This window comes from Pseudomonas sp. CBS (assembly GCF_024734645.1).
GTDB lineage: Bacteria > Pseudomonadota > Gammaproteobacteria > Pseudomonadales > Pseudomonadaceae > Aquipseudomonas.
The window spans coordinates 1,931,965-1,952,344 of sequence record NZ_CP102929.1; the positions used below are offsets into that span (position 1 = coordinate 1,931,965).

Sequence of the window (20,380 nt, forward strand, 5' to 3'; positions counted from 1 at the left end):
GAAAGACCTCAAATAATCAGTGGCAGGGGAAACCCAGAAGATGACGACCGTCGTGCACGAACTCATGAACGTAGGCACCGGAGAAAATCGCAGTAGCACCTTGTTCGGCACCGACAAAGTAGATTGCCAACATCAGCAACAGCCCACCGAAGATCGCCCACGGAAGCACTTCGCCAAGAGGGATCGTCGGGATGGAGATGTCTGTATCAGTAGTAGCGGTATAAGCCATGAGTACCTCTTGGGATTTCGCGTCCCGGTAATGGTGAGGAGGGTCGAAGAAAGGTCTGGCTTTCGGCGTGGAGCCGATCACAGTGGCGCGACCGCGTCGGATTTTGACCGACTTCTTGCTTCGTAACATAAAGATACAACTCGGTTAGTGTAGCCCTTCTGCGATGAGGCTTACATGAATTCTCACCAAGCTTTCGCGACGCTGATCGGGCGTAAATAAGGTTGCGCAGGATTTAAAGGAATGCTGTTAGCGACACTTCCCATGCAAGAGTGCCCGCTATTCTCCGATTTCTATCTGTGACCGCTGTCAACTTTGAGACGAGAACTGCCGACTCTTCATTCATGGGCGTGGATACCCCCAACGCCCTATGGTCGAGATGAGTGGCTGCTTGAGCTATCGTATCGAGATCATCCCAGCTTGAAGGCCATCTGATGAGCATCGACAAGACAACTCAACTGATCAGCACCCGCAATGAAGAAAATGCCAATCTGCTGCTCCGGGTCGGATGGACGCTGTTGCTCGTAGCTGACCGCCAAGAAGGTGCGTATCAGTGGCTGCATTATCAATTCGGGTGGCAGCGAACAGGCGTACCTCCTGAGATCACGTTTACCGGCGTCGAGGGTGGCCCCGATCCCTTCTGACAGCGTCGCTTCAGTGGCGTTGGCTCGTAAGCACCCCAAAATGATTGAGCCTTTACGGAACACGCCAAAAGTGCTCTGAATTCAGAAGATTGCATTGCACTTGACCACCCGTTTGCATTCGACGTGACCAATTGCATTCGACCTGACCAGCCCAGGCGCGAACAGTGTCCTTCAAGCGCGTCGGCGGCTTTTCACCCTACGCATTGAGTCACCTTTCAACTCGATGAAGTGGGATTTGTGAACGATTCTGTCGAGAATCGCGTCCGCGATTGTGGGGTCGGAAAATAAGTCATACCATTTTTCTTTCGGATACTGGCTAGTGATCAGCAATGAACCATTTTGTGACTGCTGATCAATTACGTCTAGCAGAAACGGGCCGAGCTGAGCATCGATGCCGCCTATGCCCAAGTCGTCGATGACCAGCAGCTCTGCGCGAATCAATTGCCGTCGTAGTTTCGGCATGGTGTGATCCGCGTAAGACAGGGAGATTTCTTCAAAGAGTTTGGTTGCTGTGCGATACAGCGTTGGTCGTCCAAGGCGGCAGGCTTGGTTCGCCAGGGCACAAGCCAGCCAAGTCTTTCCGGTGCCAGTTGCCCCCGTTATGATTACGTTCTGCCGCCGTATCAACCAGTCGCACTCCCCGAGAGCCATTACGGTATTCCGGTCTAGGCCACGGGATGATTTGAATTCAATCGTGTCCATCGTGGCCTCGCTCTCACGAAGCCTTGCAGCTTTCAACAGACGCGCAATCTTCCTGCTTTCTCGTTCGCTGTTTTCGGCGTCAACCATCAATCCGAGCCTTGTGTCGAACGCCTCTTTCAATAATGCCGGGGTTTCCAGTTGACGCTCGTAAGCCACGGCCATGCCGTGCAGCCCAAGGCTCACCAAATTCTGAACAGTGTTGAATACCGGTTTCATAGCGGCTCATCTCCTTGTGTTGCGTAATATTCGGCGCCACGAATGTTGGCGTGTTCGACCAAAGGGGCGGATCGTTGGGGGCTGGGCCGCAGATCGGACTCGTTACGAATGATTGCCCGCAGGCGCTCTGAACTGAGGATGTTCAGGTTATTAGCATACGCACAGGCTGATTCCAGCCGGGAGGCGGAGATGTCCCCTTTGCGTACATCTTGCTTCAAGCCTATGACTGCCTTCATGCCAGTCGCAAAGTCTCGGCGCAGAGCGAGATTGTCTTTCACGTACCGCAACGTCTCCTGGCCTATAGATTCAGCCCAGGCCATCAGTGCGTCTGGTTGCGAGTCTTGGTACCGACTATGGTTGGGTGCCAAGTGCTCGCTCAAAGTGCTGAATCCTCGTTGTCTGTTGACCTTATGCGAGGCTATGACGCGGCGCTGGTACACGATGTCCAGCCAATCGTCGCGCACGCGCAAATCAACTAGCAGGTTCGCAAAGTGATAGGGGACTGAGTAGCTGTGATCTTCAAATGCGACGTGGTAGTCAGTGCCCACGCGAATCTGGTAGACCCACTGACTGTAGCTGTACCGCTGTTCTGGGAGAGAGCCGAGCGCGGGGTAGTCGAGTTCAAGATACCGAGTGGCCCTGCTCTTAGGGTACGTTCGAGTCACCCGGTTGTTGAGCTGATCGACCCAGTATCCAATCTGTTCGTTTAGCTCTTCCAGCGAGAAGAATGTCCTGGTTCTCAGCCTTGCCAGCACAAACCGCTGTACGATTTGCACAGCAATTTCACCTAGCGATTTGTCTTTCGGTTTGCGAGGCCTGGCCGGAAATATCTTGAATCCGTAGTGCTCGGAAAGCTCGGAGTATGCACGGTTCAGAACGACCTGATCCCGAGTGTTTTTTGTGATCGCCGATTTCAAGTTGTCGGGGACAATGAAGCGTGGAACCCCGTCGAAATACTCAAGCGCCAGAACATTGCACCTGAGCCAATTCGGCGTCGTCTGATTGTCCACTGCCGTGGCGAATATGTAGCCGGAAGCTCCTAGCGTAGCCACGAATACCTGAGCCTGGGCAATTTCTCCTGTGTCCGGGTTTGTCACAGGCATAGTCCGTCCGCAGAAGTCCACGAAGCACTTGTCGCCGGGAAGGTGGATCTGCCTCATGCTTAGCTTTTGCTTATTCAGCCACTCACGATAAACCCTTGTAAATTGGGCGTATGAGGGGCCATCTGGCTCCGTTTCCCGAAACTCTTGCCAAAGCAATTCAAGGGTGATGTCTGGCAGTTTCAGTTGTTCGTGAATGGCGACCCAAGATGGGTACACTTTTCTCTGCGCTGTGGGCCTGCGCTGAGTATGTAGGCATTCCGCAAGCGCTTTATCGTCCAGGTGTCGCAGCTGTTCCCAGGTTTGTCCGCACAACTTCAACTGATCGCGCATAGTGCGAACTGTATTATGGGAAACTTTGGCCAAGCGACCGATTGATCTGTTTGACAAGCTGGCGTCGCATGCGAGACGCAGCACCTCGCGCTGCGATTGTACTGGCAGCCTCATGTGTCCTCCTCGCGATAGGCGTGTCGAAGCCTCACAAATCGCGCCGTGTGAATATTGCAGACAAACGGAAGGTGGCCGACTTGACGTCGAACGGGAGGGAACACAGAATGGTGGTGCGTAGGGCTCAAAACCTAACACCATCAAAAAAGCCTAGGGCTCCACCCCTGGGCTTTTTTGTGTCCCAATTCCACCGGCTAACTCCTAGCCTGGGCTCATTGTGAAACTCCTATTTGTTTGATTTATACGGCTTGCTGTCTAGCGCAGCGATGCGTGGCTATCCAGCAGGCGACTTCTTTGGACAGGGCGAAAAAGCCTCGACGACTAGGCACTTCAAAAAGTGGCACTTCGATAGTTCCACGCTGCTTGGCTTTTCGGAACGCGTCATACGAGGCGTATCCCAGCTCTCTCCACAACGCACTGCCTCCCACCATCAGGCCATATCGATCTTTGAGATCAAGCTCTAATTCGGATGCCAGGTTGTGGATTTCAAGAGGCTCGCGCATCGCACTTAATGTCCGGTTTGGTCACAGTTAATAGTAATAAACGACGTTCTTGCACTCCAGCCGTAAGGCTTCTACATTTTTTACGGTACAAACATTAGCTGGAAATTTGTAAGTGACTGACTTCAAACGAATTGCGAAAATTTATTCGGATTTCGCAGATAATGTGCGCGAACAAGTACCGGAAAATACCAACCCCCGCAGTAACACTGTGGAAATGCTCGCCGTGGGCTATTGGTTCGAGGGGCTGAGGCAGCGGACAGGTCTCAAAACGGCCTACGCGCTTGAGCTGCATTTCGAAGCGGATTCGTTTCGAAGGAATAGCAATGGCACGATTCGGCATTACCGAAGCAAGTGGTCAAGGTACGAGCAAAAAACGGTATCGCCCAAGGCCAAGACCTTGGCCAAGGTAGAGCTTCAGGCACCGGGATCTTCTCGCGATCTGAATCATCCGTTATGGACACTGCTCAAGCTAAGCATCAAGCAAGAGGAAATCGATTTCGACCATTTTTTTGGAACGTTGAATGCCGAAGTACAGGGGGTGTTGTTCCGAACCGCCAGCGACACGGCGTGGGGCAATTTACAGCGCGAATTGGTCACTCAAAACCTGCTAGAAAAGCTTGAGCGCAGGGCGAGTTTAGATAGCCTAGCGGCGCTGGTAGCCATAGTGATGGAAGCAGATCAGATGGGCCGTCGTGCCTTGGCTATCAAAGCAGCAGATTCGTTGCACAAAGTGCTTTTGATGCTCGCCATGGAGCTACAAGCACGCGGGGTCGCAGTGGTCTTGATCGACTGGCTAGTCTTCAATGTGTTGCCCCTTGGTGTACCTGCCCACTTAGAGGTTTGGATGAGTAGCACTGACTACATTCACGCGTCAGCTCATCTGAACGCCATGGTCTTCCATCATCCGGAACGACGTGGAAAGAGCCTTCCTTGGAAGCTACGCACCAGATTGATGTGCAAGCTTCTAGCCGGCGATATGGGATTGGACGTCATGTACGCGATGCGTCCGCAGTTTGCCTTGCGAGACGACGTCGGCGAGATCGCGGGGGACTTAGTGAAAGAGTTCCACAAAACGTCAGCACTCAGAACCTGGGGATGGATGTGCATCGTTGACGGCGAGCCTCAAAAGGTGCCACCCACATCGCTTTTTTAGCTTTCCACCACTGCGTGCTTTGGGTGGTCAAATCCAATGCAAACGGCTGGTCAAATCCGATGCAAACAGGTGGTCAAGTGGAATGCAAACGCTTGGTCAAGTGAGGTGCAATTTCCCATGATCAGCCCACTAGAGTATCGGCGCGCCAAATCGACCCAATCGTGGCATCCAATGGTTCAGGATCTGCGCTGACGCCAGGATATGGTGCGCATGCCCGATCAACAGCCGACGCGGCACGAACCCGATATAGCGAGAGTCATCGCTGTTGTCGCGATTGTCGCCCAGCATGAAGTAACTGTCGGCAGGCACCACCACCGGGCCGAAATCGCGTAACGCCCGTACCGTCGGCATGAACTGAATCGTGCGCTGGCTGTTGTTCGCACGCTCGGTCAGCTTTATCCCCGGGACCGTGTGGCCCGGAGCGATGGGCTCGCTGATGTCCTGCCCATTACTGTAGGTGGCCGGCGTACCGTTGACCCACAACACCTCGTCGCGCATTTCCAGGGTATCGCCGGGGATGCCGACAATGCGTTTGATCAAGCGCGTGCCGTCCTTGGGCGAAGAGAACGTGACGACATCGCCGCGCTGGGGGTTATCCAGTTTGGCCAGGGAAATATCGGTGAGGGGCAACTTGAGGTCATACGCCACGCGATTGACCAGCACCACATCACCTTCAAGCAATGTCGGGCGCATGGAGCCGGATGGAATGGGGTTCCAATCGGCCAGGGACGTACGGAAAACCCCGAAGCACAGCCAGAAAATGATCGCGTAACGGTAGCGGATTAACCAACGGCGCATAGATCCTCGCACTACAAAAAGGGATGCCAGCGTCCGCCAGGCAACCCGTGGTTATTTTTGGTAATACTCGCTTATTGCACCGGAAGATTAAATTAACATTAGCGTTACTGCCCCATGACAGTCGGTATTTTCAAGCACACAGAAAAGGAGTTTCACGCCCCATGGATAGCAAATGTTCGGTCTTTATCGCAGCCAGCGTCGACGGCTTTATCGCCCGGCCAGACGGTGATATCGAGTGGCTTCATCGCCCTGAGTACGAAGGCGCCGAATTGAACGGCGTGACCTATGAACACTTCATCACCACCGTGGATGCGCTGGTGATGGGCCGCAAGACCCTGGAAAAAGTGTTGTCCTTTCCGGAGTGGCCCTATGAGGGTTTTCCGGTGTTTGCGCTCTCTCATCAGTCGCTTGAGCTACCTGAGCATTTGAAGAGCAAGGTTGAGGTCGTGAGCCAGGATGTGACCGCCCTCGTGGCCGAGTTAGCCGAGCGCGGGATGAAACACCTGTATATCGACGGAGGCCAGACGATTCAGCAGTTTCTTGAGGCGGGTTTGATCGACGAGATGATCATCACCCGTATTCCAGTTGTGCTGGGCCAGGGAATTCCCTTGTTCAGCCAGTTGGGCAGTGGGCATGAACTTCGGCATATCGGCACGTATGCATCGGATAACGGGTTTGTTCAAAGCCGGTATGAGGTGAGTGGCAAGCGCTGATGGTCGCGGGTTAACACCCGGAAATTTCCGACAGCTTTTTAGGGTTGTCGCTCAGAAGATGGCTCCCTACTCTTCGGTGGTCGCTGCAAATTCAGCGACCGGGTTTCGCAGCCCGGGTAAACTCTAGACGCACAGCGTCCACCACAAGATAGCGGGCGCTTTTTTATGCCTGATGTTATGGCGGCTGTGCGCGGGATACCTTCGGGTATGCCGGGTGCCTAGAGTCCCGGTCTGCGAACCTGCGTACAGCTGCCACCCGATTGTCGTTTCGCAGCGATGGGTGGCGGCTCCATTACTCTAGGAGCGTCGTCATGATCAAAGACAGTCCAAACCCGCCACTCGATTCACCCTCGCTTCACGCGGCTACTCATCGGGCGATTAATCATTATCTGAATCCCTCTTCTGAACCTGATTCGCCTGACGAGAGCTCCAGGCTTTTTGTCGTGCGTGAAGGGTTGGACGCGGAGACGTTGTTGGTCAATGCATCGGAGGACTTGGCGTCGGTGCAGGTGTTAGCTACGAATCTGGCATTTGAAATCGATGGGCCGTCCCGGAGTGTCGCGTTGGGGATTTGCCGGATGTTGGAGGGGATTCAGTTATTGGTCGATAGCACCCTTGATCAATACGATGCACCACACAACCAACTACGTTAAAGAGGAAAAAACACAACGGGGTGGATCTATTCGATTTCAACTAGACCCGCCCCTCCATTAGAGAATAATCCTACATATTGCTCACACACTTCAAAGAGAATCTTCCGATATTTCCTATTTGCCATTTTTTGTATTCTGAAAACCAATAGATCAGGATGCTTCTTTATGGCTAACCACGGTTACATGACTATCAACGGAAAAAGCCAGGGTCTTATTTCCGCAGGCTGCTCTACACAAGACTCTATCGGCAACAAATGCCAGGAAGGGCATCGCGACGAAATAATGGTGATGTCCTATAACCACAACATGCTCAATGAAGGGAATGTCAGAGCTGCGACTCATGGGCCAGTGGTCATTACAAAAAACGTCGATAAAGCTTCACCTCTGTTGGCGGTGGCACTTTCCAAAAGAGAAGAGCTTAACTGCATCATCCATTTCTACCGTATTTCTCAGTTTGGCCAACACCAGAAGTACTACACCGTCGACCTACGGGGTTGCATCATCGCGGACCTTTCCCTTGACGTGCCCCACGCGGTACTGATGCACGATATAGATGCACAAGAGCATCTCTCCATCCGGTATCGGGAAATCATCTGGACTCACCATCTGGCCGGCACCAGTGGCTACAGTTCATGGCCCGAGACCGATCTATGAAACTAAATCAAGAACCATCAACGCCAACGTTTCATGAACTGTGGGAAGTCAGTCAAGCCGCAGCAAAGCTGACAAATCACGCCTGTGCGATCAGTGCGCGGCATCTCAAGGATGGAATTACACGGTCCATATTCAACCGGGAGGTTGCTTATTACGCGCGCAGTATTGTCAGGGATGTTGACAAGGTAAGAAGACTATTGCGCAAGGGTTGATGGAGATAAAGACAGAGCAGCGCAATCTCATAAATCAGTCAATTGAGATTGGCCAAAAAGGAATAGGTGTAGTCGCGGGTGCACTTCAAGTAGCGACAGGCGCTGGAATTTGCTACGCGTCAGTTGGTACTCTTTGCCTGATTGCAGGTATACCCTTGATGGCCCATGGTGCAAATAATGTCTACGAAAGTGGACACAATCTGATGACCGGACAATCAGATGCCGTTGGCCCAGTTCGCAGCGCTTATAAGTCTGCAGCATCCGCTATCGGATATGATGAGCGAGAAGCAAACATGGCCTATGGCGCTGTTGATATTGGGCTGTCTACCTACAGCGTCGTGAGGCACGTACTAAAACCTGATGCCTGGCGCTTATTCAGATATCTAAACACAGACCGCGTACGAGCATATAAAACCATGCACCCTGTTTCACTAGCAGCTGAGGCGGCGATAGACGGCCTGACACTAAAGCAGATATATGACGAGTCACAAAGATGATCGTATGGGCTTATCCGACATTTTCAATCTTGGGATTGGTATTCGCTTACTGCATGAAAGTGATCATCTCCAATAAAGACCTCAGCCACACAAAATTCCTACTTGGATTCGCGATAAATATATTTCTTATGATCACACACCTAGAGGCCGTCAAACTCGACAAATATTTATACTTTGGGACTTGCCCAGAACTCATCAACACTTACCCTCTCATCGGCTGGTTTGCTCTCGTGTGCTTCCTACTACATACATTAGCACTCCCAGTTAAACGCGACTTGAATTGGTGGTGGAAACGCCCCCAAAGAAATACTTAATAACGAACTAAAATTCAGAAAACAAAAACTTAGATTGCTTGGACATTCCTAGTGACGGAAAATCCGATACGAGTGACCCTCTACGCAAGGGGTATCACTCGGCGTCATCTACGATGGTAGATGGCGAGCGTGATGCAAACATGGCATATGGCTCTGTTGATATTGGGCTTTCTGTCTACGGCGTTACAAGACGTGTATTAAAACCAGATGCCTGGCGTTTATTTAGGTATCTCAATACGGACAAAATACGAGCATACAAGACCATTGGGTCCAACTTCATTGGCATTTGAAGCAGTTGCAGACGTCTTAACGCTAAAAAATTCGTATCAAGAGACAAAAAATTGATTATTTTAGCTTTCTTGATTTTTTCGGTATTCGGCATTCTATTTGCGTACAGCCTCAAAGTGATTCTTTCCAGCAAAAGCATTGGTTACACCAAGCTCCTGCTAGGCCTGGGGGTAAACATGCTTTTTATGAGCGTACACATGGACATCGTTAAATTTGATAATTTTTTGTACTTCGGACATCACCCGGAAATCATTAATAACTACGAGTCGGTTGGTTGGCTCGCATTTATCTGTCTTTTCCTGCATGCCTTAGCACTTCCCGTCAAACGTGACTTGAAGTGGTGGTGGCAGCGCTTACCCGGAGAGCCCCAAAGATGATCACCTGGACGTTTGATTGTTCCCATGCTCTGCGTAGGAATGCATACCGTGACGCCCCGCATCAACTCGTGCAGAACTTCAACCTCACATTGGCGGCGGGACGCAGAGCGTCCGGGGCGACATTCCCACGCGAAGCGTGGGAACAATCGATAAAGATGAAAATGAACACAACCTTGTGACAGCCCCAATCCGATACGACTGGCTTTCTTCACTCTGCATCCTCTGCGATAGGTTATGGCAAACAGGAACAAGCATGGCATATGGCTCTTTTGATATTTGGTTCTGTCTATATCCTTACAAGACATGTATTCGAACCAGATACCTAGCGTTTATTCAGGCATATCAGCACGAACAAGACATGAGTGGGACAACCAACTTCATTGGCATTTAAGACGATATTAGACAACATAACGCCAGAACAGCTTTTTCAAGAGATAAAAAGTGATTACTTTTAGTTTTCTTATATTTTCGTTACTTGGGATTTTATTTGCGCACTACCTTAAAGTGGTACTCTCCAGTAAAACCCTCGGATACACCAAATTTTTTATAGGGCTTGTGGTAAATATGTTTTTTATGAGAGCACATATGAATATCGTTAAATTTGATAATTTCTTATACTTCGGACATCACCCGGAAATCATTAATAACTACGAGTCTGTTGGTTGGCTCGCATTTATGTGTCTTTTCCTGCATGCGTTAGCACTTCCTGTCAAACGTGACTTGAAGTGGTGGTGGCAGCGCTTACCCGGAAAGTCCCAAAGATGATCACCTGGACGTTTGATTGTTCCCATGCTCTGCGTAGGAATGCATACCGTGACGCCCCGCATCAACTCGTGCAGAACTTCAACCTCGCATTGATGGCGGGACGCAGAGCGTCCGGGGCGGCATTCCCACGCGGAGCATGGAAACAATCGATAACGCTCTTGCCCCACCACTCGGCACTTCGCTTAGGCTCGGCGTGCCCTCACTGCGGCCAGCGTGGTTTAACGGGGCGCCTAAGATCAAGATCAAAAGCAGATCAAGAGCACAGCGGCCTACCGGCCGGCTTGAGTGTGGTGAAGCAACAGCAAAATCAGAAGCGGGCACGGTTTAAATGTGGGAGCGGGCTTGCTCGCGAAGGTCGTTAACGATGACGTGGGCGTCCTGATTCAACGCGGCGCCCTCATGTTCTTCGCGAGCAAGCCCGCTCCCACATTAAGCAGCTCTGCGCTTGATCTTGAGATGGCTTGCTCGCCCCTCGATGTGTCAACCATGTCCCCGCACAGGTGTCCCGTCCAAGACATGCTGTAAGAATCGCCACCCGAATAACGGATAGATAGGCAAAAAAACAGCCCCGAACCAGTCGGGGCGTTTTTTATTCAGCATTCACTCATCAAGCCTGATCAGCCAACCGCCACGTCGTCCCGCCCTTCCCGTCTTCCAACACCACACCCATCACGGTCAGTTGGTCACGGATACGGTCAGACTCCGCCCAGTCCTTGTTGGCCCGGGCAGTCAAACGTGCCTGAATCAGCGCATCAACTTCAGCGGCGTCCACACGCCCTTCAGCGCCTGCCTGCAGGAAGTCATCGGCTTCCATCTGCAGCACGCCCAGCACGCTTGCCAGCTCTTTCAAACGTGCGGCAAGCCCCGCCGCTGCGTCGAGATCGCTCTCGCGCAGGCGGTTGATCTCGCGCACCATTTCAAACAGCACCGCGCAGGCTTCCGGCGTACCGAAGTCGTCGTTCATTACTTCGGTAAACCGCGCAACAAACGCTTCGCCGCCCGCAGGCGCCACGGAGGGCAGGCCTTTCAACGCGTGGTAGAAACGCTCCAGGGCGCCTTTGGCATCCTTGAGGTTGTCTTCCGAGTAGTTGATCGCGCTGCGGTAATGGCTGGACACCAACAGGTACCGCACCACTTCCGGGTGATACTTTTCCAGCACGTCGCGAATGGTGAAGAAGTTGTTCAAGGACTTGGACATCTTCTCGCCATTGATGCGAATCATGCCGCAGTGCATCCAGGCATTGGCGTAGGTCTTGCCGGTGGCCGCTTCGCTTTGGGCGATTTCGTTTTCGTGGTGCGGGAACTCAAGGTCGCTGCCGCCGCCATGAATGTCGAAGGTCTCGCCCAGGCAGCAGGTGGACATTACCGAGCATTCGATGTGCCAGCCCGGACGCCCGGCGCCCCATGGCGACTCCCAGCTCGGCTCGCCGGGCTTGGTGCCTTTCCACAGCACGAAGTCCAGCGGGTCTTGCTTGGCTTCGTCGACTTCGATCCGTGCACCAATGCGCAGGTCTTCGATTTTCTTGCGCGACAGCTTGCCGTAGCCCATGAACTTGGCGACACGGTAGTACACGTCGCCATTGCCCGGGGCGTAGGCGTATCCCTTGTCGATAAGGGTCTGGATCATCGCGTGCATGCCCGGGATATGGTCCGTGGCGCGCGGCTCCATGTCCGGCTTGAGGATGTTGAGGCGCGCCTCGTCCTCGTGCATCGCAGCAATCATGCGCTCGGTCAGCGCGTCGAACGAATCGCCGTTTTCGTTGGCGCGATTGATGATCTTGTCGTCGATGTCGGTGATGTTGCGCACATACGTCAGGTCATAACCACTGAAACGCAACCAGCGGGTCACCAGGTCGAAGGCCACCATGCTGCGGCCGTGGCCGATGTGGCAGTAGTCGTACACGGTCATGCCGCACACGTACATGCGCACCTTGTTGCCATCCAGCGGCTTGAAGACTTCTTTGGTCTTGCTGAGTGTGTTGTAAATCGTTAGCACGACAGTTCCTTAAAACAGAATCACTGGCCCCACGAATCACGCAAGGTCACGGTACGGTTGAATACCGGAGCACCGGGTTTCGAGTCCTTGATATCCGCGCAGAAGTAACCTTCGCGCTCGAACTGGAAACGGTCTTCCGGCTGTGCGTCGCCAAGCGATGGCTCGGCACGACAACCAGTGAGTACTTGCAGGGAGTCAGGGTTGATGTTGTCCAGGAAGCTGGCGCTGTCCTCGGCCTTTTCAGGATTCGGCGAGCGGAACAGGCGATCGTACAGGCGCACTTCGCACTCGATGCTGGCCGCGGCCGGCACCCAGTGGACCACGCCCTTGACCTTGCGGCCTTCCGGGTTCTTGCCCAGGGTTTCCGGGTCGTAGGAGCAACGCAGTTCGACGATGTTGCCATCGGCGTCCTTGATCGCTTCGTCGGCACGGATCACGTAGCTGCCGCGAAGGCGCACTTCGCCGTTCGGCTCCAGGCGCTTGTAGCCTTTTGGCGGCTCTTCCATGAAGTCATCGCGGTCGATGTAGATTTCACGGGCGAACGGCAGCTTGCGCACGCCGAGTTCTTCTTTCTGCGGATGACGCGGCAGTTCGAGGTTTTCGACCTGGCCTTCCGGGTAGTTGGTGATCACGACTTTCAACGGACGCAGCACGCACATGGCGCGCGGGGCGTTCGCGTCGAGGTCCTGACGGATGCTGAACTCGAGCATGCCGTAGTCGACTACGCCGTCGGAGCGGTTGGTGCCGACCATCTCGCAGAAATTGCGGATCGACGCCGGGGTGTAGCCACGACGGCGGAAGCCCGACAGCGTCGACATGCGCGGGTCGTCCCAGCCGAACACGTGCTTTTCATCAACCAGCTGCTTGAGCTTGCGCTTGCTGGTGATGGTGTAGTTCAGGTTCAGGCGGCTGAACTCGTACTGACGCGGGTGCGCCGGTACCGGCAGGCTGTCCAGGAACCATTCGTACAGCGGACGGTGGCTTTCGAACTCCAGGGTGCAGATGGAGTGGGTGATGCCTTCGATGGCGTCCGACTGGCCGTGGGTGAAGTCGTAGTTCGGGTAGATGCACCACTTGTCACCGGTCTGGTGGTGATGGGCGTGGCGGATGCGGTACATGATCGGGTCGCGCAGGTTCATGTTCGGCGAGGCCATGTCGATCTTGGCCCGCAGTACACGGGCGCCGTCCGGGAACTCGCCGGCGCGCATGCGGTTGAACCAGTCCAGGTTTTCTTCCACCGAACGGTCGCGGAACGGGCTGTTCTTGCCCGGCTCGGTCAGGGTGCCACGGTATTCCTTGGCTTGCTCCGGGGTCAGGTCGTCGACGTAGGCCTTGCCGGCCTTGATCAACTCGACGGCCCAGTCGAACAACTGGTCGAAATACTTGGAGGCATAGCGCACTTCACCAGACCATTCGAAGCCCAGCCACTTGATGTCGCTTTCGATGGCGTCGATGTATTCCTGGTCTTCCTTGGCCGGGTTGGTGTCGTCGAAACGCAGGTGCGTGACGCCACCGAACTCCTGGGCCAGGCCGAAGTTCACACAGATCGACTTGGCGTGGCCGATGTGCAGGTAACCGTTGGGCTCAGGCGGGAAGCGGGTGACGATCTGCGTGTGCTTGCCCGAATCCAGGTCCGCCTGGATGATCGGGCGCAGGAAATTGACCGGGACGGCAGGTCCGGCCTTGGAATTCGAGGTAGGGTCGACAGTGGGCTTGCTCATAGGATCCTTGAACAGACGAAGTACTTGGCCGGGTGAGGCCGACAAACAAAGGGCTTATCATAGCCGATGCTGTCAAGGCCCTGACAGAGCGTGGCCAAAAACTGCTGCATTTATTGCATGGGCGGTAAAAAACCACCTCGAAATTCCCGCAGGTCACGCTAAACTGCGCGCCTTGGCTGCCGTTTTTGCCAAGCAGGTAAGGCGCAAAACGCCCAAACCCACGAATTCCTTGAAAGAGTAGTGAACATGACTCAAGTCAAACTGACCACCAACCACGGTGACATCGTCATCGAGCTGAACGCCGAGAAAGCGCCGATCACCGTCGCCAACTTCATCGAGTACGTTAAAGCCGGCCACTACGAAAACACTGTTTTCCACCGTGTCATCGGCAACTTCATGGTCCAGGGCGGCGGTTTCGAGCCGGGCATGAAAGAAAAGAAAGACAAGCGTCCAAGCATCCAGAACGAAGCGGACAACGGCCTTTCCAACGACAAGTACACCGTCGCCATGGCCCGTACCATGGAGCCGCATTCGGCCTCCGCGCAGTTCTTCATCAACGTCGCCGACAACACCTTCCTGAACCACAGCGGCAAGAACGTGCAGGGCTGGGGCTACGCGGTATTCGGTAAAGTCACCGCAGGCCAGGACGTTGTCGACAAGATCAAGGGTGTGCAAACCACCGGCAAGGCAGGTCACCAGGACGTACCGGTAGAAGACGTTATCGTCGAGAAAGCCGAGATCGTTGAGTGATATTGCTGATTTCAGATTTGCATCTGGAAGAGGAGCGCCCGGACATAACCCGGGCGTTTCTGGATTTACTGAACGGCCGCGCCCGTTCCGCCCAGGCGTTGTACATTCTGGGGGACTTCTTCGAAGCCTGGATTGGCGACGATGGGATGACGCCCTTCCAGCGTTCGATTTGCCAGGCTCTGCGCGAGCTGAGCGACAGCGGCACCCAGATATTCATCATGCATGGCAATCGGGATTTCCTGATCGGCAAGGCGTTCTGCAAAGCCGCAGGCGCAACCTTGCTCAAGGACCCGAGTGTGGTGCAGTTTTACGGCGAGCCCGTGCTGTTGATGCACGGCGACAGCCTGTGTACCCGCGACCTTGGCTATATGAAGCTGCGGCGCATCCTGCGTAACCCCATCACCCTGTTCATCCTGCGCCACCTGCCCTTGGGCACGCGGCACAAGCTGGCGCGCAAGCTGCGCAGCGAAAGCAGCGCCCAGGTGCGGATGAAGGCCAACGATATTGTCGATGTGACGCCTGAGGAAGTGCCGAGGGTGATGCAGCAGTTCGGCGTGCGTACGTTGGTGCATGGCCACACCCACCGCCCGGCGATTCACAAGCTGCAGATTGGCGAGCAAGCGGCCAAGCGCATTGTGCTGGGGGATTGGGACAAGCAAGGGTGGGCGTTGCAGGTGGATGAGCAAGGGTTTCAACTGGCGGCGTTTGACTTCGTCAACCCGCAGTTGGCACTGCCCGGCGCTTGACCCAGATCGTTCCCACGCTCTGCGTGGGAATGCATCCTGTGAGGCTCTGCGTCACGACCTTCAAAAGCGGACGCAGAGCGTCCAGAGCGGCGTTCCCACGCAGAGCGTGGGAACGATCATCAAAGCGGCGTTCCCACGCGGAGCGTGGGAACGATCATGGATTGAGGCTTAGTGGCCCGAAGCCTCCGGCCCGGCCTTCGCCGCAAACGGCGGTTTCGCCAGCCATACAATCACGATCAACGCCATGAACATCCACCCCAGCAACGTGAAGTAATCCACGGTGGACATCATGTACGCCTGGCTCGTCAGTATCTGATCAAGCTGCGCGTACGCCTTGTGCCCTGCCCCGCCGAGCGCCTGTAAGGCGTCCCGGGTGGCCGAGTCGTAGGTGGTCATGTTTTCGCTCATGTAGGCATGGTGCTGGTCCGCCCGGCGAATCCAGATCCAGGTGGTCAACGAGGCCGCAAAGCTGCCGCCCAGAGTCCGCAGGAAGGTCGCCAGGCCCGCGCCGTCGGCGATTTGCGCCGGTGGCAGGTCGGACATCAGGATGCTCAAGGTCGGCATGAAGAACAACGCCACGCCGATACCCATGAACAGCTGCACCAGGGCGATGTGCGTGAAGTCGACTTCATTGGTGAAGCCAGCCCGCATGAAGCAACTCAAGCCAATCGCCAGGAACGCCAGGCCAGCCAGCAAGCGCAGGTCGAACTTGTGCGCATACTTGCCCACAAACGGCGACATCAACACTGGCAGAATCCCGATCGGCGCCACCGCCAGGCCCGCCCAGGTCGCGGTGTAGCCCATCTGGGTTTGCAGCCATTGCGGCAGGATCAGGTTGATCCCGAAGAAGCCCGCGTACCCGAGCACCAACACAATCGTGCCGATGCGAAAGTTGCGGTAGGCAAACAGCCGCAGGTTGACCACCGGGTGCTCGTCGGTCATTTCCCAGATCACGAACACCGCCAGGGCAATCGCCGAGATCACCGCGCCGATGATGATGAAGTTCGACTCGAACCAGTCCAGGTCGTTGCCCTTGTCGAGGATGATCTGCAAGGCGCCGACGCCCACGATCAGGCTCAGCAAACCGACGTAGTCCATCGGCTGGTAGCTGGTGACCACCGGGCGTTTCTTCAGCTGCGAACGCACCACCATCACCGCAAAGATGCCGATGGGGACGTTGATAAAGAAGATCCACGGCCAGCTGTAGCTGTCGGTAATCCAGCCGCCGAGGATCGGCCCGGCAATCGGCGCCACCACCGTGACCATCGCCAGCAACGCCAGGGCCATGCCGCGCCTGGCGGGGGGATAGACCGCGATGAGCAGCGTCTGGGTCATCGGGTACAGCGGGCCGGCCACCAGGCCTTGCAGCACCCGAAAGCCGATCAGCTCAGGCATCGAGGTGGAGATACCGCAGAGAAACGAGGCCAGCACAAACAGGATGGTGGCCCACAGAAACAGCTTCACCTCGCCGAAGCGACGGCTCAGCCAGCCGGTCAGCGGCAGCGCAATGGCGTTGCTCACCGCAAACGAGGTGATGACCCAGGTGCCCTGCTCCGAACTCACGCCGAGGTTGCCGGAAATCGTCGGCAACGCCACGTTGGCAATGGTGGTGTCGAGCACCTGCATAAAGGTCGCCAGGGACAAGCCGATGGTGGCCATCAGCAAGCTGGGCGGCGTGAACGAGGCGTTATTGCTCATTAGCGTTGCGCAGCCTTTGGAGCGGCGACGCTGTTGTCATGAATCAACTGAGTGATCATGGCGTCAGCTTCGGCCAGTTGGCGGTCGTAGACGTTGGTGCTGAACGAGGCCTTTTGCGGGGCCTGCTGGGCCAGTACCGGGCCACTCTGGTCGTGCAGGTCGACGTTGACCACGGTGGACAAGCCCACACGCAGCGGGTGCTTGGCCAACTCTTCGGCGTTCACATGGATACGCACCGGCACCCGTTGCACGATCTTGATCCAGTTACCGGTGGCGTTCTGCGCCGGCAGCAAGGCAAACGCACTGCCGGTGCCCGCGCCGAGGCTGTCCACGGTGCCGCTGAACTTCACGTCGCTGCCGTAGATGTCAGATTCGATGTCCACCGGCTGGCCGATACGCATATCCCGCAGTTGGGTTTCCTTGAAGTTGGCGTCGATCCACAGCTGATCCAGCGGAATCACGGCCATCAACGCAGTGCCCGGCTGAACCCGCTGGCCCAGTTGCACGGTACGTTTGGCCACATAGCCGGTCACCGGTGCGATCAGGGTGCTGCGGGCGTTGGTCAGGTAAGCCTGGCGCAACTGCGCGGCGGCAGCCTGCACGTCCGGGTGGGACGAAATCACGGTGTCATCCACCAGGGCGCTGCTGGTCTTGAACTGTTGCTGCACGTTGGCCAAGGCGTTTTGCGCCGAGGTCAGGTCGTCACGGGCGTGGGACAGTTCTTCCTGGGAAATCGCGCCGCCAGCGGCGAGGTTCTTGCGTCGGTTGTAGTTGTCCTGGGCCTTTTGCACGTTGGCTTGTTGCGCCAGCACCTGGGCCTTCATGCCATCGACGTTGCTGTACAAGCCACGCACCTGGCGCACGGTGCGGGCCAGGTTGGCCTGGGCACTTTGCAGGCCGACGGCCGCGTCATTGGGGTCGAAGTTGATCAACACCTGGCCTTCATGGACCAGGTCGCCGTCGTCGGCCCCGATGCTCACCACGGTGCCGGTGACCAGCGGGGTGATTTCCACCACGTTGCCGTTGACGTAGGCGTCGTCGGTGCTTTCGCTGAAGCGGCCATACAGTTCGTACCAACCCCACACGCCCAGGGCGCCGAGGATGACGATCAACGCCAGGACAAACAGCATGACTTTGCGTTTGCGCGGGTTGCTGGTGGACGGTTGTTCAGGCTTTTTTGTTTCAGGAGCGTTGTTGCTGGTTTCGGCAGTGGCCATGACAAGTACCTTGAATTATTCAGTGCGCGTGGCTGGGGTGGTCGAGGCCACGTTATCGGCGTGGAAACCGCCGCCCAGGGCCTGCATCAGTTGAATCGAAAGATCGATTTGCTCGGCATTCAGGGTGGCCAACTGGCGTTGGGCCTGGAGTAATTGCTGTTCGATGCTGAGCACGTCCAGGTAATTACCGATACCTGAGCTGTACCGCTGGACGCCGGTGTCGTAGGACTGCTGGGCAATGTCAGCGGCGTGTTGCTGGGCCTGGATCTGCCGGCCGGTCTCGCGCAATTGCGAAAGTGTGTTGCCGATATCGCCCAAGGCTTGCACCAGGGTTTTGTTGTACTGGGCCACGGCCAGGTCGTAGTCGGCGTCGCGAGCGTCGAGGTCGGCGCGCAGGCGGCCGCCGTCGAAGATCGGCAGCGAGAGGGTCGGCGCTATGCTGAAGAAGCGGCTGGCCGAACCAAACATCGCATCCCCCAGCAACGACTCGGCCCCGGCGCTCGCGCTCAGGTTGAGGTTGGGGTAGAAACGGGTCTTGCTGGCATCGATGTTCTTGCTTGCAGCCTCGACACGCCAGCGTGCGGCGATCAGGTCCGGACGACGGCCCACCAGCTCGGCAGGCAACACCGAAGGCACGGCAACCGCGCTGGGCTTGAGCACGTTGGGGCGCACCAGTTCGCTGCCACGGTCCGGGCCTTTGCCGAGCAACACGGCGAGGGCGATCTTGGCGCTCTGCAGTTGTTTTTCCGCATCGATCAGTTGCGACTGGGAGCTGGCTTCCAGGCTCTCGGTTTGCTGGTACTGATACTGGCTGTCGATCCCGGAGTTCAGGCGACGCTGGCCCAGTTCGAGCATTTGCCGGGTGCGTTTGAGGTCATCGTTGGCCAGGTCGCGCACGATATGGGCCTGGCCCAGGTCGCTATAGGCCTTGGCGACGTTGGCTGCGAGGGTCAGGCGCGCGGCCTGTTGGTCGACTTCGGCGGCGCGGGCCTGGCCCAGCGCGGCTTCCCAGGCGGCACGCTGGCCGCCCCACAGGTCGAAGTTGTAATTGAAGCTGGCACCGATGTTGCGCACGGTGGCGTAGGCATCGCCCTCGCCCCGCGGGTCCTGGTCCTTGGCCAGGCGCGAACGGCTGACCCCGGCGCTGGCATCCAGGGTCGGCATGCGATCGGCGTCGGCGGCATAGGCTGCTGCTTCGGCCTGGTGGGCACGGGCGCTGGCCACTTGCATGTCGGGGCTGTTCTGCAGGGCTTCCTGGATCAGGCCGTCGAGCTGAGGGTCACCAAGGCCCTTCCACCAGTCGGCAGTCGGCCAGGCGGCGGTGGACAGGGTCACGCCGCTGAGGGATTTGCCGGTTTGCAGGTTATTGGCTTCGAGGCGTTTGCCTTCTGTGTTCAAGCCACTGAAATTGGCACAACCGGCCATAGTCATGGCCACCAGCACAAGGCTGAGGCCGGCACGCAAGGAGCGATTGTTCATGCACCACCTACCCGCTGAATGGTGATGGGGTCACCCGCAGCTATCAGAATTTTCTTCAAGATTTTTTCCAGGGTTTGCAATTCACCCGGCTCCAGCGCGCCTGCCAGTTGGTTCAAGGCCTGGGCACCGATGTGCGGCAGCATGTCGGCCACGCGCTGGCCTTCCGCGGTCAGCACCAACTGCACCTGGCGCCGGTCCTGCTCGGAGCGCTTGCGCGCCAGCAGGTCCTTCTGTTCCAGGCGGTCGAGCATGCGGGTCATGGAGCCGCTGTCCAGGGACAGGTTGCGGCACAGTTCGGCCGGGGTGTCGACGCCGTACTGGGCCATGATGATCAACACCTTGAACTGCGCGGCGGTGATACCGTGGGGTTCCATGTGGGTGTCGATGATCTTGTCTTTAAGCAGCGCAGCCCGGCCCAGCAGCAAGCCGAGGTGGCAGTTGTGAAAGTTTTCGGGGGTGAAGTGCTTCATCGTGACCAGCCTATTAACTGCCTAAGCAGTGAATGTGTGAC

The 20,380-nt window shown here is 56.1% G+C and carries 19 protein-coding genes, 1 pseudogene and 1 riboswitch; of the genes and pseudogenes, 10 read left to right on the forward strand and 10 right to left on the reverse strand.

Annotated features, from left to right (window positions below):
* Positions 1-16: 16 nt before the first annotated feature.
* A complete protein-coding gene (locus NVB75_RS08655) occupies positions 17-229 on the reverse strand; it encodes a CbtB-domain containing protein (protein ID WP_017133133.1) in 213 nt (70 codons plus the stop codon).
* 1 nt (position 230) lies between these two features.
* A riboswitch (adenosylcobalamin (AdoCbl) riboswitch) is annotated at positions 231-370 on the reverse strand.
* A gap of 290 nt (positions 371-660) precedes the next feature.
* Between NVB75_RS08655 and NVB75_RS08660 the strand changes: the two genes are divergently transcribed.
* Complete coding sequence (locus tag NVB75_RS08660; protein ID WP_143013305.1) at positions 661-870, forward strand: hypothetical protein; 210 nt, start codon at positions 661-663, stop codon at positions 868-870.
* A 171-nt stretch (positions 871-1,041) separates the two neighbouring features.
* On the opposite strand, the gene istB is transcribed toward NVB75_RS08660, so the two are convergent.
* Both istB and istA read right to left on the reverse strand, forming a co-directional pair.
* Positions 1,042-1,788, reverse strand: coding sequence for an IS21-like element helper ATPase IstB (gene istB / locus NVB75_RS08665; RefSeq protein WP_093385958.1), 747 nt, complete (start codon positions 1,786-1,788; stop codon positions 1,042-1,044).
* Entirely contained in the window at positions 1,785-3,335 is a 1,551-nt protein-coding gene (gene istA / locus NVB75_RS08670; RefSeq protein WP_017133136.1) for an IS21 family transposase, read from the reverse strand. Before istA ends, istB begins: the two co-directional genes overlap by 4 nt.
* A 615-nt stretch (positions 3,336-3,950) precedes the next feature.
* Between istA and NVB75_RS08675 the strand changes: the two genes are divergently transcribed.
* On the forward strand, positions 3,951-4,991 hold the full coding sequence (locus tag NVB75_RS08675; RefSeq protein ID WP_017133138.1) for a hypothetical protein: 1,041 nt from the start codon (positions 3,951-3,953) through the stop codon (positions 4,989-4,991).
* 129 nt (positions 4,992-5,120) lie between these two features.
* Here the strand turns inward: NVB75_RS08675 and lepB are convergent, their stop codons facing one another.
* Positions 5,121-5,789 carry a signal peptidase I gene (lepB, locus tag NVB75_RS08680; RefSeq protein WP_258346842.1) on the reverse strand — a complete coding sequence of 223 codons (669 nt, stop codon included), beginning with the start codon at positions 5,787-5,789 and terminating at the stop codon, positions 5,121-5,123.
* A 161-nt stretch (positions 5,790-5,950) separates the two neighbouring features.
* Between lepB and NVB75_RS08685 the strand changes: the two genes are divergently transcribed.
* The 6 genes and pseudogenes from NVB75_RS08685 to NVB75_RS08710 all read left to right on the forward strand — a co-directional run bounded on the left by NVB75_RS08685 (position 5,951) and on the right by NVB75_RS08710 (position 9,497).
* A complete protein-coding gene (locus NVB75_RS08685; RefSeq protein WP_258346843.1) occupies positions 5,951-6,502 on the forward strand; it encodes a dihydrofolate reductase family protein in 552 nt (183 codons plus the stop codon).
* A 311-nt stretch (positions 6,503-6,813) separates the two neighbouring features.
* Positions 6,814-7,155 (forward strand): DUF6124 family protein, encoded by a 342-nt coding sequence (locus NVB75_RS08690; RefSeq protein ID WP_258346844.1) that lies wholly within the window; start codon positions 6,814-6,816, stop codon positions 7,153-7,155.
* A gap of 165 nt (positions 7,156-7,320) precedes the next feature.
* On the forward strand, positions 7,321-7,809 hold the full coding sequence (locus NVB75_RS08695; protein ID WP_258346845.1) for an Hcp family type VI secretion system effector: 489 nt from the start codon (positions 7,321-7,323) through the stop codon (positions 7,807-7,809).
* Positions 7,806-8,518 (forward strand): annotated as a pseudogene (locus NVB75_RS08700) (DUF4225 domain-containing protein). Before NVB75_RS08695 ends, NVB75_RS08700 begins: the two are co-directional and overlap by 4 nt.
* 427 nt (positions 8,519-8,945) lie before the next feature.
* Positions 8,946-9,122, forward strand: coding sequence for a DUF4225 domain-containing protein (locus tag NVB75_RS08705; protein WP_258346846.1), 177 nt, complete (start codon positions 8,946-8,948; stop codon positions 9,120-9,122).
* A gap of 51 nt (positions 9,123-9,173) precedes the next feature.
* Complete coding sequence (locus tag NVB75_RS08710) at positions 9,174-9,497, forward strand: hypothetical protein (RefSeq protein WP_258346847.1); 324 nt, start codon at positions 9,174-9,176, stop codon at positions 9,495-9,497.
* A gap of 1,372 nt (positions 9,498-10,869) precedes the next feature.
* Here the strand turns inward: NVB75_RS08710 and cysS are convergent.
* Together cysS and NVB75_RS08720 are read right to left on the reverse strand one after the other, a co-directional pair.
* Entirely contained in the window at positions 10,870-12,258 is a 1,389-nt protein-coding gene (cysS, locus tag NVB75_RS08715; RefSeq protein WP_258346848.1) for a cysteine--tRNA ligase, read from the reverse strand.
* Positions 12,259-12,278: 20 nt separating this feature from the next.
* Positions 12,279-13,979 carry a glutamine--tRNA ligase/YqeY domain fusion protein gene (locus NVB75_RS08720; RefSeq protein WP_258346849.1) on the reverse strand — a complete coding sequence of 567 codons (1,701 nt, stop codon included), beginning with the start codon at positions 13,977-13,979 and terminating at the stop codon, positions 12,279-12,281.
* Between the two features lie 246 nt (positions 13,980-14,225).
* Between NVB75_RS08720 and NVB75_RS08725 the strand changes: the two genes are divergently transcribed.
* Together NVB75_RS08725 and lpxH are read left to right on the forward strand one after the other, a co-directional pair.
* Positions 14,226-14,729, forward strand: coding sequence for a peptidylprolyl isomerase (locus NVB75_RS08725; RefSeq protein WP_258346850.1), 504 nt, complete (start codon positions 14,226-14,228; stop codon positions 14,727-14,729).
* Positions 14,726-15,475 (forward strand): UDP-2,3-diacylglucosamine diphosphatase, encoded by a 750-nt coding sequence (lpxH, locus tag NVB75_RS08730; protein ID WP_258346851.1) that lies wholly within the window; start codon positions 14,726-14,728, stop codon positions 15,473-15,475. The genes NVB75_RS08725 and lpxH overlap by 4 nt, the downstream gene beginning before the upstream one ends.
* Positions 15,476-15,643: 168 nt before the next feature.
* Here lpxH and NVB75_RS08735 read toward each other — a convergent pair whose 3' ends face one another.
* Genes NVB75_RS08735 through NVB75_RS08750 form a run of 4 tightly spaced genes read right to left on the reverse strand, consistent with a single transcriptional unit; the run spans position 15,644 to position 20,339 of the window.
* Positions 15,644-17,173 (reverse strand): DHA2 family efflux MFS transporter permease subunit, encoded by a 1,530-nt coding sequence (locus NVB75_RS08735; RefSeq protein ID WP_063028684.1) that lies wholly within the window; start codon positions 17,171-17,173, stop codon positions 15,644-15,646.
* Positions 17,173-18,390 (reverse strand): efflux RND transporter periplasmic adaptor subunit, encoded by a 1,218-nt coding sequence (locus tag NVB75_RS08740; protein WP_258346852.1) that lies wholly within the window; start codon positions 18,388-18,390, stop codon positions 17,173-17,175. Before NVB75_RS08740 ends, NVB75_RS08735 begins: the two co-directional genes overlap by 1 nt.
* 15 nt (positions 18,391-18,405) lie before the next feature.
* On the reverse strand, positions 18,406-19,869 hold the full coding sequence (locus NVB75_RS08745) for an efflux transporter outer membrane subunit (protein ID WP_258346853.1): 1,464 nt from the start codon (positions 19,867-19,869) through the stop codon (positions 18,406-18,408).
* Complete coding sequence (locus NVB75_RS08750; protein WP_063028678.1) at positions 19,866-20,339, reverse strand: MarR family winged helix-turn-helix transcriptional regulator; 474 nt, start codon at positions 20,337-20,339, stop codon at positions 19,866-19,868. The genes NVB75_RS08745 and NVB75_RS08750 overlap by 4 nt, the downstream gene beginning before the upstream one ends.
* Positions 20,340-20,380 lie beyond the last annotated feature (41 nt).